Raw genomic sequence first — 18135 nt, 5'->3', positions numbered from 1 at the left:
AGAAGGATTTTTAACGCTTATTTAGTATAATGCGCCGATATGAAGTACCGCCGGCTTGGGAAGAGCGATATGGTAGTTTCGGCGATCAGCCTCGGTGCGTGGCAATGGGGAACGGGCTACTATTGGGGATACGATAGACTTATCGATAAGAACGAGATCATTCGGGCTAAAGAAAAGGCAATCGAGTTAGGTGTCAACTTCATAGATACAGCTGAAGTATATGGTTGGGGGAAGTCAGAGAAAATTATTGGTGAAATAGTGAGAAAGGAAGATGGAATATTCGTTGCAACAAAATTCTTCCCATTTAGGCTTACACCCGACGCTGTTTTTAGAGCCGTAGACAAGAGTCTCAAGAGACTTAAACGGGGAATCATCGATCTTTATCAGGTTCACTTTCCAAACCCTGCTCAATCTGTTTCCAGACTTATGAGAAATATGGAGCGACTGATTAAATTAGGAAGGATCAGATATATAGGTGTGAGCAATTACAACATAAAATGGCTTCAGAGAGCTCAGGAAGCTCTTTCATTTTCTGATATTGTTTCTAATCAAATACATTACAGTTTAATATACAGAAAACCAGAAGAAGGGGGACTCTTGAAATACTGCCGTGAGAATGAAATTGGGATAATTGCATATAGTCCTCTGGAGCAAGGATTGCTTACTGGAAAATACAACGAAAGAGCGAAACCGACAGGATTGAGAAGAATAAAGCCCGCATTTTTTGGGCGTCATTTAGTTAAATTAAAGCCGCTAAATATCACTCTTGAATCAATCGGTTCAAAACATTCCAGAACCGCGGCTCAGGTAGCGTTAAACTGGGTGATTCGGGACACAAATATAATAGCAATTCCGGGCGCGAAAAATGCCTATCAAGTAGAATTGAATTGCCATGCAGTTGATTTGGACCTGACAGACGAAGAACTAGATCAATTAGAAAGAGCATATAGGAAATACGCGGTGTGAGGTATTGAAAATTCTCCAATTATGATGCAAGAAATTGACTTTCAATTGGGAGACCTCACAATCGCAAACATCTTTTTATAAGATATTTCAGATTAACCGAAAGATGGATGATCGAAAGCTGATAACACAATTGAAACAGAAAAGAAATGCAGTAATTCTTGCACATAATTATCAGAGGGCCGAGGTTCAGGAGGTAGCTGATTTTGTTGGTGATTCATTGGGACTCGCTCTTGAAGCCTCAAATATAAATGCTGATGTCATTGTTTTTTGTGGCGTCGACTTCATGGCTGAAAGTGCCAAGATTCTCAACCCCGATAAAATCATTTTGCATCCGGAGCCCAGAGCAAAATGTCCAATGGCTGCAATGTGCGAGGCAAAAGATCTTGTAGAATTTCGTGCTAGAAATCCAGATGCAAAGATAGTGGGCTATGTAAATACAACAGCTTCCTGCAAGGCACAAATGGATTTGTGCTGCACTTCATCAAATGCCATCAAAGTCGTGGAGTCAACACTCGGAAAAGATATTCTATTTGTACCCGACGAGAACTTGGGCAAGTACATTAAGCGATTTGTAAGCGATAAGAATGTGATTCTTTGGCCTGGATATTGTCCAACTCACCATGCCATTATCCCAGAAGACATAACGAATATTAAGAAGGAGCATCCTGAAGCTTTAGTGATCGTTCATCCTGAGTGCAGACCAGAAGTCATAGATCTAGCAGATGCAGTGAGATCCACCGATGGAATGATCAAATTTGTTAGGGATTCAAGAGCAAATGAATTCATAATTGGAACTGAGGTGGGTCTAATACATCGATTGAAAAGAGAGAACCCAGATAAATCATTTTACGGAATACCCTCTGCAGTTTGTCCTTCGATGAAAATGATCACGCTAAGCACGATTCGGCAAGCGCTTGAAACTTTATCTCCAAGAATCGAACTAGATAAGAAATTGATTGAAATGGCAAGAGTGCCTTTGGAAAGGATGACACGTGTCGGACGGAGCGAATAGGTAAGCAAATAGATTTTCTGATACTTCATGACGTGACGTATTTCAAGATGCTGTAGATTTCAGGTAATAGAATCAATGACTCTTACATTGCAAAAACAGACTTGAATCAACATGTGGACTCCGTAGGATTTAACTTCCAAGAAGCTTTAGAATTGAGCTGAGTAAAAAATAAACTGAGAAAAACAACATAATGAAGCCAGAAAATAGAAGCAGGTACCGATGTCTTTTTCCATCAATAAATTTTTTAGATCTATGCGTGAAAACAGAGACAGTCTCGTACCATATAAAATCGCAACCTATGTGCGCAACGATCAGAATGGGTAGCATAATCAATCCAAATTCAAAAGAACTTGCGATAAGTGCCGCACCAACTGTTGACCACCAAAGAATGAAATAAGGATTTACACCAGTTGTGATCGCTCCCGAAATAAACGAACCGTATCTTGTTTCCTTTTCTTCTGGATTCATAACATTATCCTGTGCAAAAAGTAGACCTCTTGCCATATATGCGAGTATTAATGCACCCAGCAAACCAATGACGGCGAATAATACATCGTCTCTTAAGAGCTCTCCCAACCCAAAATATATTGAGATTATCAGGGGGATCTCAATTGATGCATGCCCTCCCGCAATTTTAAGACCTGCATTCATATCCTTAAGTCCCTTTGCAATTGTCACAGCAAATACGGGTCCTGGGACTATAACTCCTGAGAGACTTATGAGAATCACTGTCAACAAAAAAAGGACGGAAGAGTCTATTGGTGGAGCCATAGCTGTCTGCTACAATCTATGCCGAGTATAAAACACTTTCAGACAGGATTTTAGATTCTTACTCATTTAACCACTCGTCTTATTTCAGTGAATTATTTTTCGACAAAAGACAATGAGAGGTTATCGCCAAAAATCTAGTTTTGCTGATCGGGCACATTTTAAAATAGATTAGATATGAAAACACCCAGATAATCAAGAAACAGTTTACATATACCATTGCTTGGACTTATTAACGTAATCGACGGGATCCGTTTCCTTAACTGATGCTCCATCCACATCAATGATGAAAACACTGTGGATCCTTGAATTTAAGATTTCATCCATTGTTACAGGAGGGTTGGAATAATACATATCACAGTACCGCTTAATTTCCTCTATCTCCTCAGATGTTCTGAATCGAGGAGGTTTTATGAAGCATTCAGGAATCGGCAGGATGTAATGTGGTGGTGTTCCCAGAGAAAATTTATTGCAGTAACTACTGTATCGCGCGATTTTGCTAGCAACTCTCGCCCTTACATAATTGCCAGGATCCAAAGCATGCGATGGCGGTACGTATCCTGTTTCTACTTCAACAATCAGTGTGCCTAATCCTTTCGAAGCCCAAACATCGCAGGCAAGGTTCTCACCGATTTCGCGCTCCAATTCGACTTCATATCCTCCGAGAAGCAAATATTTCGCAACAACCAATTCCAGTATTGAATGATTTACTTTTAGCATATTGCGATCTCTCAACTCATTTAGGCGATTAGCCAGACCACTTAATTTTGGTCTCAGTTCCTCAGGCATCGATATTTCAAGAAGTGTGAGAATTTTTGTCACATCATCTTTGAAATCAGTCAGGAAATCACCTTTCATGCAAATTCCTTGATTTTCAAAGAGCTGAAATTGCTAGCAGATACCATCTCATCCATGATTGCCCTTTCCTTTTCTGCTTATTATAAGAGTCAGTGTCGATCGAATTCCCGTGATTTTCCTTATTTGATTACTAATTATGGCCTCGAGATCTTCCATCCTGTCTGATTCTATCTTCGAGACGATATCGTAAACACCGTATACCAAATAGACTTCAGAAACACCTTGAATATTCGATAATGCAGTCATCACCTCTCCTTCCTTACCGACTTCCGTATTGATCAATATAATTGCCGATGGCATATCAAAGCGCAAATATGCGATCGGAGGGTAATAATCTCTTTTATATCACGGCGGATTCGCATGTTTGAAGGCTCTCATACCGTGCTACCTAAAAAGAAGAAACTAGTCATTTTATCGCAAAATGTTGAAATAATTGCTAAACCTTAAATGCATCTGTTTAATTCATCGCGTAACTGCACACCAAACACATTGTAGTGATTGACTTGCATGTTATTTTAAAATAAGGATTGCGAAAAGGGGATTGTGAAAAGGAAGGATGCAACATGAGCGATAAAGATGAGGCGGCAAAAAGAATAATAAAAGAAATAATAGAGGAGTTGAAAAGAGGAAAGACTCCAAATGAGGTTAAGGAGAAATTTAAGGAAGCACTGGCCAAGGTAGATAGAGGAGATATCTCCGTTATCGAAGACTCGCTGGTTAAAGAAGGAATTCCCCTTGAAGACATCGAAAAACTATGCGATGTGCATTTAGCTGTTTCAGCAGAAATGTCACCAGAAAAGACCATCGTTGGACCAGGTCATCCCATCTTCATCCTCATTGAGGAGCACAAATACGTCAGGGATTTGGTCGACGAGATTTCTAGAATAATCCCATCACTTGAAAACTTGAAAGACTCAAAGGACACGATGAATCGTTTGCGGAAGCTGATTGGGGATCTCAAGGAGTATAACAAACACAAAATAAGAGAAGAAAACGCGCTGTTCCCAGTTATCGAGAAACATGGTGTAACCAAGCCTCCATCTGTAATGTGGTCTGAACACGACCAGCAGAGGGATTTGATTAAGAGGATATCGAATCTCGTTTCGCAGGAAATCACCGAGCCTCAGGACATCGATGAGTTGAAATCGATGCTAAAATCTCTTTCTGGTTTAATAAACTCCCATTTTTATAAGGAAGAAAATATCCTGTTTCCAACTGCTTTCAAATTAATCGATTCGGAAGAATGGGTTCGTATCAAGGAATCTATGGATGAACTCGGATATTGCTCATTCACCCCCTCACATGCAATTGGTGAAGGGGGACGCAAAATTTCGACGACGGAGATCAGAGGTACTGACATTCTGCTAGAAACGGGCACACTCTCGATTAAACAGCTCGAAGGGATCATGAACAGTCTGCCCATCGACATAACATTCGTTGATGATCACGACACAGTGCGCTATTTCAATCAAGCTCCTGATAGAATCTTTCCAAGAACAAAAGCCATAATCGGTCGCAAGGTACAGAAATGCCATCCAGAAAAGAGCGTTTCCATTGTTGAAAGGATTCTAAATGATTTCCGAAATGGGTCTCGAGATTCGGCAAAATTCTGGATTAGAATGGGGCAGAAATATGTTTACATTCAATACATTGCAGTGAGAGACAAAAATAATGAGTATCTCGGGTGCCTGGAAGTGACACAGGATATCGCACCTATTAAAGCAATTGAAGGGGAAAAGCGATTACTTGATTGAAGAGTTATACAAAAAGAGTCTAAATCCTCTTAGCTATAACAGAAAAAACAATACTTCTAAATATGAAAAGACTTTCGAAATAATAGGACGGAGCCTACGGTAAAAATTCTAGATGAAGAGAAGAGGGTCAGCTGATTCCTTGTGGGAAGTGATGAACCCTATGAGTGCAGATCTCAGGGCTCCGTCCTACTGATGTCTGAGTCTCCTGACAGTAATTCGAACTCCTGGAGATTCATTCTCAACTGCGTAGCGTTTCAGCGTCCTGATCGCAACGACCTGAGAGTCATCAGGAATCAAGACCTTTGCAAGTCCATCAAGAACAGTTCTCACCAGTTTGTCGACATCAGGTCTTCTTGTATTCAGACTGATCTTTTTTGGAAGACTTTTTGGCCGTTGAAATATGAATTCTGCTTCGACCTCATAACCTAGGTTCGGATCGGGTGAATAAAATGAAAAATTTCTCCTCTCATTTGCATGCTGAGCCTCTGATGCAATCCTCAATTGCCACCTTCGAGTGTCCTTGTTGCCGTGAATTGTAACAACTTTGTCGATTTTCTTCAAGTAATATGAGCGAGTACTTCCTTGTGGTTTTGGATCTCCACATACAAAGAACTCAATGCAGTCCTCGTCTTCACCATGTTGAATATAGTGATCAGCATCTTCGGCTGGACCTGGAATATAGCACTGATCTTCGATTTCATTTCCTTTCTGCCGACCAGCCATTATTCATCACACACCGACGTATAATAAATTCTGCGTGATTAACCCTATTGAAGAATGTCGTTATTATTTTTCTCGGGAAAGGGGTCGAGCTTCAGTGCTCTTCTAATCGCATCGCCCAGCACCATTAATCCCATCAAAACGAGTGTAAGCCCGATGATCCAATTGTATTGGAAATCAAATAGAGCTGTTCCCAAAACATTATTTTTTGTGAAAGCTAGTGCAGCAAAAAGTGGGATGTATGCAATAAAACAACGAAGAGCAATATATCTGTTATCAACTGCCCAAATAAGCAGTATTGCAATAGGAAAAACGTAATATCCGGTTAAAGCGCGGGGATAGAAAATCAGGAAAAAAAAGGAAAAAAGTAGTGTCGTCTTCAGAAAACCAAGATTCTTCTTGATCGCATACAGAAATGCACATATCATTGCGACAGAGAATATTGTGAGAAGAATAGTCCGTGAAATGGAAAGTCCTGCCAAGACTAGAAATGCCCATATACTATGTCCTCCAGCAGGACCAGCACCTCCTTCTAATGAATAATACCTCGGAAAATTGATGAATTGTTCTGGTGCAACAATCAAAAAAGGAAGGGAAATACTGATAGAGATTCCGATAATTATTGTCAACTGAATAAACCTCTCCCTCCAATTCTTCGCCTTCAAAAAGAGACCTGGATATAGTAATGCCGTAAACACTTTCGTCCAGATGCCAATTACCATCAAAGCTGTAGCAAGCTTGAGACGACCATTAAGAGCGAAAAGCAATGAAATGACGAAGAAAAAAACGATTACAGGCTCATCTTGTATACCGAATGTCGCTTCGACAGTTTCATACGGTACCGCGTAAAAAAGCAAAGCTGTGCAGAAGGCCTTGAAATCATCCCACTTCCGCAAACCAAAATAAAATGAAAGCGCTGTGATAATCTGAAACAGCGAAAAATATACTTCGTAGACCCAGTCATCTCCTCCAAATAACTGGGGGGGAATCATCAAATAGACGATCAATGGCGGGGATTCGCACCAAAGATCACGATATAACCATCCGCCATCCAGGACAAGTTGGGTCCTCTCGCGATAGTATGGCACATCGGGCGGGGGTCCGATGATTTCTGATAGATGCGACCTTAGAAAAAGCTGGTCGACGGCGATAATTCCGCCAAGATATATGACACCTATCAAAATAATTGTTACTGCTCTCTTCTCGGGTTTGATCGCTGCCAATTTATATTTGATTCTTAAAAGAAATCTATGCAACATATTGGCGTGAAGCAAGTCAAACCACCTATGATTGCGGTAATCCAATCAGACCCCTTGAACCCTACCTACTCGGAGAAAGCCTTTTACATTGGGCAATTGGAGAATCAGATATCTAAGCTGTTCTATCATGGAGATAAACGATTCCGGTCTCGTGGGAATAAGATCGCCTCTCTTATATTTGATAAGTTCAGCATTTTTTGCACGAATCGCTCAAGGCCCAACCCCCAGCCACCGTGAGGAGGCATTCCATAGGCAAATGCACTTAAGTAGAAGTCAAAAGAAGATATGTTAAGTCCTTTCTTCTCCATGCGCTCGATGAGCTTTGGATATCTGTGCTCTCGCTGTCCTCCGGATGCAATTTCTTGTCCTTTGTAATCAAGATCAAATGAATGAGAGAAAACCGTACCTTCTTTTTCCATGATGTAAAATGGTTTTGACTTCTCAGGATACTCGATTATCCAGTACATTTCGTAGCCTTTGGCCATCATAATTTCGCCGAGTAACTTCTCGCCTTCAGTACCAAGATCCTCACCCTCCTCGACATTCATTCCCTCAGATGAGAGCATATCGACGGCTTGTGAATACGTCACTACTGGATAAGGCGATCTTGGTAATGTGACAGCGCAACCGATCAAATCCAGCAAATTCCCGCATGATTCGATTACACCAGAGATTACGTGCTGCAGGCAACCCTCAATCATGTCGAGAACGTCTCGTTGCGATTCGATGAATGCCATTTCCCCATCAAAACTCACGAATTCAGAGACGTGCCTTATAGTATCAGAAGGTTCTGCGCGAAAGGCTGGTGCAATCTCATACACACGATCAAGCCCTGTTGCCATCAACATTTGTTTATAGAGTTGCGGACTCTGAGCAAGATATGCTTTTTTTTCGAAGTACTGGACTGGGAATAATGTAGCACCACCTTCAGCGCCAGAGGCCACTATTTTTGGAGTGAATACTTCAACAAAATCTCTACTTTTTAAGAACTCGTCTATTTTCCGTAACACAATAGATTTAATTTCAAAAATGGCTCGTATTTCTGGTTTTCTTAAATCAAGATGCCTATTGTTAAATCGTGTTTCCACTTCAACATTGACCTTATCGACCACACCAAGAGGTAATGGAGTTCTTGCTTCACTGAGAATTTTGCAGTTTTTCGGAATAATTTCGTATCCCTTTTTTGCCTGTTTGCTTTCTTTTACTATTCCAGATACAAGGATTACTGATTCCCGAGGAACTGTTGTGAGAGCTTCGTATAGATATAGAGGGGTACTCTTCTTATGAATGGTAATTTGAATGAGACCGTATCTATCCCTCAAGATGACAAAAGAGATACCACCAAGATTTCTGATCTCTTGAACCCAGCCTTTTACGATCACTTCCTTTCCAAAGTCTTCCGTCGTAATCGTCTTTGAATTCCTCTCAGAATTTGTTGCAACCATGGTAATTCCTTCGGGAAAAGCACGCGAGAGATATATAAATCATGGAGATCGTGGGCGACTTGGTTAACGTCTAGTTTCGGATGATGAATCAAGGCGCCGTTCAAAACACCAAGCATCGAAGAGATGACCGAAAATAATATTACAATTGCGATCAAATAAGGCACTCATGTGTCCGAAAGTTGATATTGATAGAGAAGAGTGTACTGGTTGCGGACTCTGCTATAACGAAGAATGTCCTGAGGTCTTTGTTGAAGGAGATGATGGTCAATCTGATGTCCAAGAGAAATATCGATCAGGAGAGCCTGGACAAGGCGTCATTCCTGAAGATCTTAAAGAATGCGCAAAGAGGGCAGCAGAAGCATGCCCTGTGAATGCGATAATTGTATTAGAAGACTGAATCGCTTCGCTCAACATTTTTTGGCACAGCTTGGTTTTCTATTTCCCTTTTCTTTTTGACGTGATTGCAAATAAAATCTTGCATCATGCAAATATTTTATTAGAGGTATCTGCGATTCTGGTTCAGAGGATTGGGATCAAAAATGACAGACAAAGTGACTATTTCTGTTATCAAAGCCGATGTAGGATCAGTTGCCGGCCATTCACGCCCCCACCCGAAGATGATGGAAAAATGCCATGAGATACTAAAAACTGGAGTTGAAAGCGGGGTAATAGAGGATTTTTTTGTTACCAGGGTTGGGGACGATATCAACTTATTCATGAGTCATCGAAAGGGTGAGAACAATCGAGAAGTTCACGGCCTCGCATGGGATGCCTTTCAAGCAGCCTCAAAGGTTGCGAAGAATATGAAACTCTACGCAGCTGGGCAAGATATATTGAAAGACGCTTTTAGTGGCAATGTGAGGGGGGCTGGACCAGGCGCTGCAGAAATGGAATTCATCGAGAGAGTTTCTGAGCCTATTCTTTTTTTCATGGCAGATAAGACAGAACCGTCAGCTTTTTCTCTTCCGTTGACAAGAATATTTATGGATCCATTTTCAACGACGGGGCTAGTAATAGATCCAAGAGCGCACATGGGATTTCGCTTTGAGATTGTTGATGTTTGTGAATCAAAAAAGATCGTGATGAGTGCTCCAGAGGAAAGCTATGACATTCTCAGCCTACTTGGCGATACCACAAGATACGCCATCAAGCGCGTATTCAGCAAATTGGAAGAAATAGGTATTGCAGCAGTAGTTAGTACTGAGAAACTCAATTTCGCTGCTGGCAAATACATCGGGAAAGACGATCCTGTCATGATAGTACGCTGTCAGAGCGGTTTGCCAGCCGTTGGGGAAGTTCTACAGCCCTTCATGTTCCCTCAGCTCGTTGCCGGATGGATGAGAGGCTCTCATCACGGTGCATGGTATCCATGTTCTGTTGACGATTCGGATCCATCCTTTTTTGATGGACCCCCTCGTATAGTTTGCCTTGGATTCCAAATAAACAACGGGAGATTTCAGGGACTTGAAGACCCGGGTTCGCCACCAGGTGCACATATACCAGTGGATTACTTTGCTGGGAGTGTATGGGATGAGGCAAGAAGGCGTGCCATAAAAGCAAGCATTTACATGAGAGGTCACGGCCCGTTTATGCCGGGTATACTTTCGCCAGAAGAAATGGAATACACTACAAGACCTTCTGTTCTGAAGAAACTGAAGGACAGGATGATAGATGTCGATTAAAATTTCGACGCCTGCAGTCATAGTGAACTTCAAATCATATTCAGAAGCCGAGGGAAAGAACGCACTTTTTATAGCGGAAATTTGCGAAGATGTCTCAAAGAATACCGGGGTTTGCATCAGCGTTTGCCCGCCAATAGTAGAGCTCTCGATGATTGCCGACCGAGTTAATATACCCGTATTATCTCAGCACGCCGATCCATTGGATGCCGGTGCCCAGACTGGTAGAATTACTCCGTCGTCTATTAAGGCAGCAGGCGGAGCGGGGACATTACTCAACCATTCAGAAAGAAGAATGATTTTATCAGACCTTGCGAAGGCAATTTCAATATGTAACGAGATAAGCCTGCAGAGCGTCGCTTGCGCTGATTCTGCCGAAACGGCTGGTGCAATTGCTTTTTTCAGGCCAGATTTTATTGCCGTAGAGCCACCACAGCTCATAGGCGGCAATGTCTCTGTCACAACTGCAAAACCAGACGTCGTAACGAAAGCTGTCGAATCGGTGAGAAAAGTGGATGAACAAATTCCAGTGTTTTGTGGGGCGGGCGTGAAAACTGGGAAGGACGTTAAAAGGGCAATTGAGTTAGGAGCAGATGGAGTACTCCTTGCATCTGGAATCATAAAATCGAAAGACATCAGGAGGACTCTGGAGGATTTGTTAAAGTACATCTAGAAACCATCAGCGACTAACAAAGACCTATTCAACCTTTCATCAAATTCATTCTCGTTTTCACGCTATCGTTTCATAGCGACAAATTTTTTATATAATTAGGATAGAATTGTTCTCACCGAGCGGAAGCATATACTAATTGTAGAGATTTTTCGTTTATACATGAGAGATGTTTTTCTCTTATGATGAGAGGCCTGAAGAGTGCTATCACCTCTGTCCTCCTCCCCCTTATGGTTTTTGGCCTCTCATCATCTCCTGCAGAGCAAATACTGATTGTTCCTCTTGGTAATGCTCATGAAATTTCAACATCGGAATTAGATCAAACATTCTTAACCATCAACACCCAAAATGCGACTGGCTCTCACATGAAAAATCCCTTTGAGCTTCCTTCTCTATTGATAGAAATTGCACCTTCGTTTCTTTGTGAGTATGTCGTCATAAAGATTTTTTGCGACAATCTTTCGATCCAAAACTGGTCAATAACGGATAACGAAGGAAAATTGATCTTCATAACCAATACAGTTCTCAAAGAGGGCGAGGAAATTATTGTAACGCAGAATAAGACTCTAATTGAATCAGTATATCCATCAAAAAAGATTATGGAAATAGGTAAGGAAGTGTTAAAGGCTTCTGGACGATTTCAATTGGCCGATACTGGAGACGAGGTTTTGCTCCTTGATGCTTATGGAAATATCATCGATGCTATCATTTATGGAGATTCTCATTACCAAGATCAAGGTTGGGCAGGCGAACCGGTAAATACATGCGGTAAACGGGAGGTCCTGGTGCGAAATAATGGGTTGCAGGATACAAATACTTCAAGAGACTGGAAATGCAGTTCTCCTGGAAGATCGTCTTTCATTCCCTTTCAATGCGATGCGAACATCGAGCCCTTTACATCGCCTGAACATGCAAGAATACGCATCATCAGAGAGTTACAATTTTCAGTGGAATCTGTCAAAATAGCTCTCTATATGATGGATGACCCCCTAATAATCAGTGAGTTACGAAATTGCCTTGAGAGAGGGGTCAATGTGTCGATCTTACTCGAAGGACAGCCTGTCGGAGGCTTGTCGAGTGAAGCACGAAATTATATCTCTTATCTTTCAAAAGCCGGTGCAGAAATCCACCTTCTATTTTCTGTTGATGGCTACAAACGCTATAGATTTCTTCACTGCAAGTATGCAGTTCTCGATAGCAGAAGAGTCTTAATCATGTCGGACAATTGGGTAACTGAAGGGCTTGATAAGAACAGAGGATGGGGAGTTGTCATTGAGAATCGATCCATTGCAGCCTATTTCTCCACCGTTTTTGAGGAAGATTTTCGACTTTCAAGTCTCGATATCCTAGACGCATCGGAGTTCCTTGGTAAAGAGATTGATGAATTAGATGATCATCCAAAAACAGTCGATGAAGGCTTTAGATCTATTGATGACATAAGCAAACTTGAAAAGATCCAAGTATTTAGAGGAGAGATTCAACCTCTGATCTCTCCAGACTTTACTATACCATTGTTAATAAACCTGATCAAAAATGCAAGATCGAGAATTCTTGTCGAACAATTTTCTTGCGAATTATCATGGTTACAAAATAGTGAGATCATCTATGCCTTGAAAGATGCGGCATTACGGGGAGTGCATGTAAGGATCCTTCTTGACGCATCCTGGTTTAATTACGTTATCCCAGGAAATCACGCGTTGATCATCGAAAAACTCAATGAGTTCGCAAATTCGTCCTATTGCGATTTTGAGGCTAGGGCGCTATCGCCATACCACGGATTCACGGTGCTTCACAATAAAGGAATGGTCGTGGATGATTATGTTGTGGTATCGAGCATGAACTGGGTAAACAACTCCTTTTTCGACAACAGAGAGGTTGGCGCTATTATCGAATCAAAAGAAGTTGCTGATTTTTTTGCAAAAATCTTTTGGGAAGACTGGAACATCGATCCGTATCCCCCAGTGATAGTGACCAATGGAGCATACTTGAACATCACTGCAGGTGTCTACTTAATAATGGATGCATCGAATTCCCATGATAATTCTTGGATTGACAAATATCTTTGGGACCTCAATATGGATGGCAGCATCGAATGGCAGGGCGCAAAGTGGCCTGTTGCCTTCGAGCCGGGAAGACATCTTATTCTACTTACTGTCATCGATGCATATGGAAATAGCGCTAACGTCACGATCCTAGTGAATGCAACAATACCAGAAAATCATATTTTCGCAGACTGGATCCTTAAGATCATTGTGGCAGTATTTTCTTGTGGTAGTCTTCTTGCAATCTGCAAAAAAATTAAGCGGAATAGATGATATGATTCAGTTGTTGAAACTGAGACGCTTCTCCATTACAGATCTCAGAGAAGTGTACGATCTTGCTTGCACCGAATTGAGAGAACGCTATTCACCTGACTTATTCCTAAATATACATTCTTACTGGCCCGACGGTTTTATAATCGCCGAAGAATCCGGGAAGGTTTTGGGTTTTATTCTTGGCCTCAATATCACAAAAATAGAAGCGCGGATACTCATGTTGGTGGTGAGAAGAGATCTCAGGAGAAAAGGTCTTGGTACAATGCTTTTAAATGAATTCCGTTCAGTATGTGCAGTCAGCGGAATTCGGTGTATTTCCCTTGAAGTTAGAAAAAGCAACCTCGTCGCGATCAATCTATATAAAAAGCTCGGATTTGAAATCTCGGGGGAAATATCAGGATATTATTCTGATGGAGAAAGCGCTTATAAGATGCAACTGTTTCTCTAGAAAAACATCTGGTCCTGATCGTAATGCTCGTTCCAGAAATAATACGGTGAACGTTCTTTTTGAGACGTTGTTATATCCGCAGATAGACCTTTCTGAAACGTACCGTATTTATCTTTTATCTGCTCTTCAACTGGACGGCAATATTTTAATGCAGCTTTAATATGCCTTTCTTCTATAAGAGTATCGCCATTGATAACCGCAAGATCGCCAGCTGATCGAATCAGCCCTCCGAGTTCTCTGAGCCGCAAGGTAAGCGCATTCGCCTTACCATCTATGATCTTTGCACGCCTGCGGGCTTCGTGAATAATCGCCTTAATCCCAGAACGAGATGCATGCGGAATGCGACCGTCCATTGAAATTTCCTGGGCGATGAATTGTGCGATCAGCGCTCTATTACTTTCATTGTCATCCATTGTCGTTTCCATTAAGACTTCATAGCCGTTCCCAGCGATCCTTGAACGAAGTGGCGAGAGAATCTGGTCAAGATCCTGAATATTGCATGCGCCGACAAAGATAAAATCACAAGGCACGTTGTCTACCTTTACGCTTGCTCCTGCACTTTGAGGATTTCGACCAGATATTGGAAATCTTTTTTCCTGCATTGCCGTGAGAATGTATCTCTGGAGCTGTCCTAAATGAGGCAGTTCATCAATAAATAGTACTCCTTCATGCGCTTCATGAATGGAGCCAGGAATGACCCTCTCGTAAGGAGGTGTGCCAAGTGATGGGTGACTGCCATATGGATCGTGTCTCACATCTCCAAGAAGCTCCGTTTCACTTGCTCCCGTAGCTAGCACAAATGGATTTCGTTCCAGTGCAATAAGAACTTTGCGTGGGCTTACTTTCTCGAATTCTCTTCTTCTTTCCAACGCCTCTTGGTCGAGGACTCTTATCATCTCTCCACAGCGCTCAAATACGATAACTTCTTCCTTACCGAAACGCTTTCTTGTCGTTGTTACTCGATCATTCATTCCTGGAAATCCAGATATACCAGCTGCTCCTATAGTTACTTCAAAGATTCCTCCGATAAGATCTCCAAACGGATTGCCGCTGACACCATCTCCTAGTTTTAGCCTTTGACAATGAGGACAATAGCGGTCACGAGGCGACGAATAAGTACCACAGTTCTTGCATCGATAACCAAGTTTTTCTGCGACATTGATAGGCGCATCCTTTGGGCTGATGAGCTCTCCTTCAGCAGATTCTTTTGATTCCATTTCCCGTCTCACTTCTTCAGCCTTTTTCACTTCTATAAGAGGTCTTTCGGGATTCTCAGGGTTGTGAACAACTCTGATCTCCTCCGTAGGTCTGGGAAGGTGAAGTGCAAGAGCTTGTGCTATCATAGACTTACCGGTTCCAGGAGGACCCACCAGAAGAAGGTGTCTTCGTTGTTTAGCTGCAACCCTTGAAATTTTCACCGCATCTTCCTGCCCAATAACTCTCATCAAAGGGTCATTTGGAATAAGTATATCAGCAGTTGTTTCGATCGAGCCTAAATCTGGCTCGCATCTCATATCAATCTTTTCTGTTTTCATCAGCTCAGATCGTCCTTTGTCCATACATCAACAGATATTGGCTGTTTCGTCACATTTGCCATTTTTGTACCTATTACAGTCTGAATCTTCTTTTCTGCCGCCAGGTCTAGAATTCTTTGCGTAATAACTCCATCAAAGACAATCGCTGCCACATCCTTAGTGTCTTCCTTAAGTACATTAACGAGGTCTTTACTTGGAACTTCTTTAATGACGTTTCCATTGCTATCGAGGAGTCTCGCGTTGAGCGTTGATGACAACTCTGAGAGGATCTCTTTGTACCTCTGCTGTGCCGGTGATAGTTTTTTCTTTCCCTGGACTGACCTCTCATCAATAGCTTCGTGCTCTTGAATAACTTCAAATTTTTCGCCTCTGTCAAGTCTTTCAATTTTTTCAGACTTTATTGCCGAGTGATGAACTGAATTTATCTGTGCGGTTTCACCGCCGAGACCGTACATTTCAATATACTGCTCTGCTGGTATCTTGTTTCTCAGGCATTTCATGATCTGTTTCTGGGTAAGCTCCTCTACTTCCTGACCTCTTGGAGCTCTAGCGACAAAATCAACCTCTGCCACCTGGAAGAGTTCTCGAAGAATCAGTTCGCCTCCACGATCCCCATCAACAAATGCTGTAACTATCCGCTCCTTTGAAAGATCGCTTATAGTCTTCGGAATATTCGTGCCCTCGACCGCAATAGCATTTTTTATCCCAGCTCTTAACAAATTGAGAACATCGGATCGACCCTCTACAACAATAATTGCATCAGAATCGGGTACACTTGGACCCGCTGTAAGGCGTTCTTTGCCGTAGTATATTACTTCCTCAGCTTGAACGGATTGACGAACACTCTCGGTGAGGTCAATACCCGTGCTTTTCGATTGTCGTATGAGATCTGAAAGCAGTTCCTTGGCTCTCTCAATAATCTTTGCTCTCTTTGTAATTCGAACATCCTCAATCGATTCAACGCTGATTCTCGCCTTGCACGGTCCAACTCTATCGATCGTTTCCAGTGCTGCTGCAAGAATAACCGTTTCGACTTGGTCAAGACTTGAAGGAATTAGAATATCTCCCTCAGATTTACCCTGACGAGAACTTACTTCCACCTCTATTCGCCCGATTCGGCCACTTTTTTGGAGGTCTCGAAGATCTAATTCATCTCCCAGCAGTCCCTCAGTTTGGCCGAAAATAGCCCCCACCACATCAGGCTTCTCAACGATACCATCCGCCTGCAGTCTCGCCTTGATCAGATACTTGGTGGTGCTCGGATCAATGTTCATCAAGATCACCTCGTAATTAACTCCTTATTTTTCTGGAAAAACAGGGGGCACCAATCCTTGGAATCACTCTTTGCATCCACTACGAAGTAGTATACTTACTTGTGATTTAGATTCTAATTTATCCTTGCTAACCATTCTTTTAACCATCCTAATAGGATACGATGAATGGATGACAGTGATTATGTGAGGAAACGGGCCCTGCCCGTTTTTCCAATCCACTACACTCTATTGCCATTTAAATATTTTTCGACCTTGCGATCTTTTTCTAAAACAAAACTACGAATCAGCGTGCCCATTTGATAGACATAAAAATCAAATGAAGTTTTCGAAATTCGAGACGATAAATGAAAAGAGATACAAGTTTTGAAATAGGCTATCCTCCTGAAGCGACTCGTATTATTCTAATTAAATCCTTATCGTGAAGTTCTTCAGTCAAAGGCACAGGAACGCTATTTCTCATCACGATGCACTCATCGGGAAGTAGATTTAGGCGTCTAACGACTTCCTCAATCGTGGAACCCTCCGCTACTTCTAAAATTCTCTGACCCTCGTGTTCGGCTCTACCTGTCACAACTGTGACCAAGATTTTCTGCTCCATTTTTTTCACAACACATCTGAACTAGTACCATATTAAATCTCTTTTGCATTTAAACATCGCAATAATTTGAATTTTGAACATCAGATTTGAGTAAAGATAAAAATAACGGAATCATATTTGCGTTTTCGCAACGCCGAGGTAGCCTAGTCCGGAAAGGCGGTAGCCTCGAGTGGCTAGATGCCTGAGTGAGCTACTGGCGGTCACCGCCTCGGGAGTTCAAATCTCCTCCTCGGCGCTTAAGCTGTGTGTGAACTCAATATACCCGAGCTCATTGACAAGTACCGCAAACAGATCTGCTTGAAATTCGAATTTGATAAGACGAAAGGAAAATGATCCTTTACTTGATGGCAATTTTATCTATTTGATCTCGCACTTAGTCTTTTATTCGGTATATCGGTGGTGGATAATGTCATTTTATGATACCAGGAATGAAATACTCCAGATCGAGATGCGATAGAAGCTAGAAAAGTTCAATATATCTTGTAATAACGAAGTGTCTTGGTATGCTCTTGCAGTAGCACAGAAATAAACCTTTACTTTTCTAATAAAAATCTGCAAATCAACCACGTGAGCAGAGCAATTAACTTTCAATTACACGATTAACAGAGTTTTTCGAGATTTATCCTCGTGTTTAGAATTCAAGAAATTTACTAACTTTTACAAAAGGTCGATCGAACTCATTTACCTATTTTGGGCTGGATATCAAAGTGAGCATGGCACTCTTTTGGATATCCAGCTTTTAGCGTTTGAATGTCTATTAACTGCTTCAGTTGTTTTCAAAATGAGCTTAATTGAATGCAAGCATTGGTCTTTTTTTTGACCCGTTTCCTGCTG

The 18135-nt window shown here is 41.7% G+C and carries 17 protein-coding genes and 1 tRNA gene; 9 read left to right on the top strand and 9 right to left on the bottom strand.

The features are described 5' to 3' along the window. Positions 1-39 precede the first annotated feature (39 nt). Both QW087_06830 and nadA read left to right on the top strand, forming a co-directional pair. The gene (locus QW087_06830) at positions 40-966 is read left to right on the top strand and encodes an aldo/keto reductase (GenBank protein ID MEM2944434.1); all 927 of its coding nucleotides are present in this window, start codon (positions 40-42) and stop codon (positions 964-966) included. 103 nt (positions 967-1069) lie between these two features. Next, positions 1070-1978: a quinolinate synthase NadA gene (gene nadA / locus QW087_06825; GenBank protein MEM2944433.1), complete on the top strand. Its 909-nt coding sequence runs from the start codon at positions 1070-1072 to the stop codon at positions 1976-1978. A gap of 129 nt (positions 1979-2107) precedes the next feature. Here nadA and QW087_06820 read toward each other — a convergent pair whose 3' ends face one another. From QW087_06820 to QW087_06810, 3 genes are all read right to left on the bottom strand, one after another. Continuing rightward, complete coding sequence (locus QW087_06820) at positions 2108-2749, bottom strand: LysE family transporter (GenBank protein MEM2944432.1); 642 nt, start codon at positions 2747-2749, stop codon at positions 2108-2110. 204 nt (positions 2750-2953) lie between these two features. After that, on the bottom strand, positions 2954-3604 hold the full coding sequence (locus QW087_06815) for a hypothetical protein (GenBank protein ID MEM2944431.1): 651 nt from the start codon (positions 3602-3604) through the stop codon (positions 2954-2956). 48 nt (positions 3605-3652) lie between these two features. Next, entirely contained in the window at positions 3653-3904 is a 252-nt protein-coding gene (locus tag QW087_06810) for an Lrp/AsnC ligand binding domain-containing protein (GenBank protein MEM2944430.1), read from the bottom strand. Between the two features lie 263 nt (positions 3905-4167). Here QW087_06810 and QW087_06805 point away from each other — a divergent pair, with 263 nt between their 5' ends. Next, a complete protein-coding gene (locus QW087_06805; GenBank protein MEM2944429.1) occupies positions 4168-5358 on the top strand; it encodes a DUF438 domain-containing protein in 1191 nt (396 codons plus the stop codon). Between the two features lie 186 nt (positions 5359-5544). Here QW087_06805 and QW087_06800 read toward each other — a convergent pair whose 3' ends face one another. The 3 genes from QW087_06800 to aspS form a co-directional block, all read right to left on the bottom strand. Then, positions 5545-6081: a RusA family crossover junction endodeoxyribonuclease gene (locus QW087_06800; protein ID MEM2944428.1), complete on the bottom strand. Its 537-nt coding sequence runs from the start codon at positions 6079-6081 to the stop codon at positions 5545-5547. A 44-nt stretch (positions 6082-6125) separates the two neighbouring features. Then, a complete protein-coding gene (locus tag QW087_06795; GenBank protein MEM2944427.1) occupies positions 6126-7352 on the bottom strand; it encodes a hypothetical protein in 1227 nt (408 codons plus the stop codon). Between the two features lie 110 nt (positions 7353-7462). Further along, the gene (aspS, locus tag QW087_06790; protein MEM2944426.1) at positions 7463-8782 is read right to left on the bottom strand and encodes an aspartate--tRNA(Asn) ligase; all 1320 of its coding nucleotides are present in this window, start codon (positions 8780-8782) and stop codon (positions 7463-7465) included. Positions 8783-8948: 166 nt separating this feature from the next. Here aspS and QW087_06785 point away from each other — a divergent pair, with 166 nt between their 5' ends. The 5 genes from QW087_06785 to rimI all read left to right on the top strand — a co-directional run bounded on the left by QW087_06785 (position 8949) and on the right by rimI (position 13894). Further along, positions 8949-9179 carry a ferredoxin gene (locus QW087_06785; protein MEM2944425.1) on the top strand — a complete coding sequence of 77 codons (231 nt, stop codon included), beginning with the start codon at positions 8949-8951 and terminating at the stop codon, positions 9177-9179. Between the two features lie 142 nt (positions 9180-9321). Next, complete coding sequence (locus QW087_06780) at positions 9322-10464, top strand: fructose-1,6-bisphosphatase (GenBank protein MEM2944424.1); 1143 nt, start codon at positions 9322-9324, stop codon at positions 10462-10464. Beyond that, complete coding sequence (gene tpiA, locus QW087_06775) at positions 10454-11134, top strand: triose-phosphate isomerase (protein ID MEM2944423.1); 681 nt, start codon at positions 10454-10456, stop codon at positions 11132-11134. Before QW087_06780 ends, tpiA begins: the two co-directional genes overlap by 11 nt. Before the next feature lie 179 nt (positions 11135-11313). Next, positions 11314-13446 carry a phospholipase D-like domain-containing protein gene (locus QW087_06770; GenBank protein MEM2944422.1) on the top strand — a complete coding sequence of 711 codons (2133 nt, stop codon included), beginning with the start codon at positions 11314-11316 and terminating at the stop codon, positions 13444-13446. Position 13447: 1 nt separating this feature from the next. Continuing rightward, positions 13448-13894: a ribosomal protein S18-alanine N-acetyltransferase gene (rimI, locus tag QW087_06765; GenBank protein MEM2944421.1), complete on the top strand. Its 447-nt coding sequence runs from the start codon at positions 13448-13450 to the stop codon at positions 13892-13894. Here the strand turns inward: rimI and QW087_06760 are convergent. The 3 genes from QW087_06760 to QW087_06750 form a co-directional block, all read right to left on the bottom strand. After that, complete coding sequence (locus tag QW087_06760; protein MEM2944420.1) at positions 13891-15453, bottom strand: ATP-binding protein; 1563 nt, start codon at positions 15451-15453, stop codon at positions 13891-13893. The two genes, rimI and QW087_06760, sit on opposite strands and share 4 nt — an antisense overlap. Then, complete coding sequence (gene dnaG, locus QW087_06755; GenBank protein ID MEM2944419.1) at positions 15429-16703, bottom strand: DNA primase DnaG; 1275 nt, start codon at positions 16701-16703, stop codon at positions 15429-15431. Before dnaG ends, QW087_06760 begins: the two co-directional genes overlap by 25 nt. A 373-nt stretch (positions 16704-17076) precedes the next feature. Further along, positions 17077-17301 (bottom strand): MoaD/ThiS family protein, encoded by a 225-nt coding sequence (locus QW087_06750; GenBank protein ID MEM2944418.1) that lies wholly within the window; start codon positions 17299-17301, stop codon positions 17077-17079. Positions 17302-17433: 132 nt separating this feature from the next. On the opposite strand from QW087_06750, the gene QW087_06745 reads away from it, so the two are divergent. Then, positions 17434-17536 (top strand) — tRNA-Ser (locus QW087_06745). Positions 17537-18135: the final 599 nt, after the last annotated feature.

Source organism: Methanomassiliicoccales archaeon (genome assembly GCA_038850735.1).
GTDB lineage: Archaea > Thermoplasmatota > Thermoplasmata > Methanomassiliicoccales > JACIVX01 > JACIVX01.
Note: the sequence above shows the minus strand (reverse complement) of the source record. Positions and strands in the feature narration are given on the sequence as shown.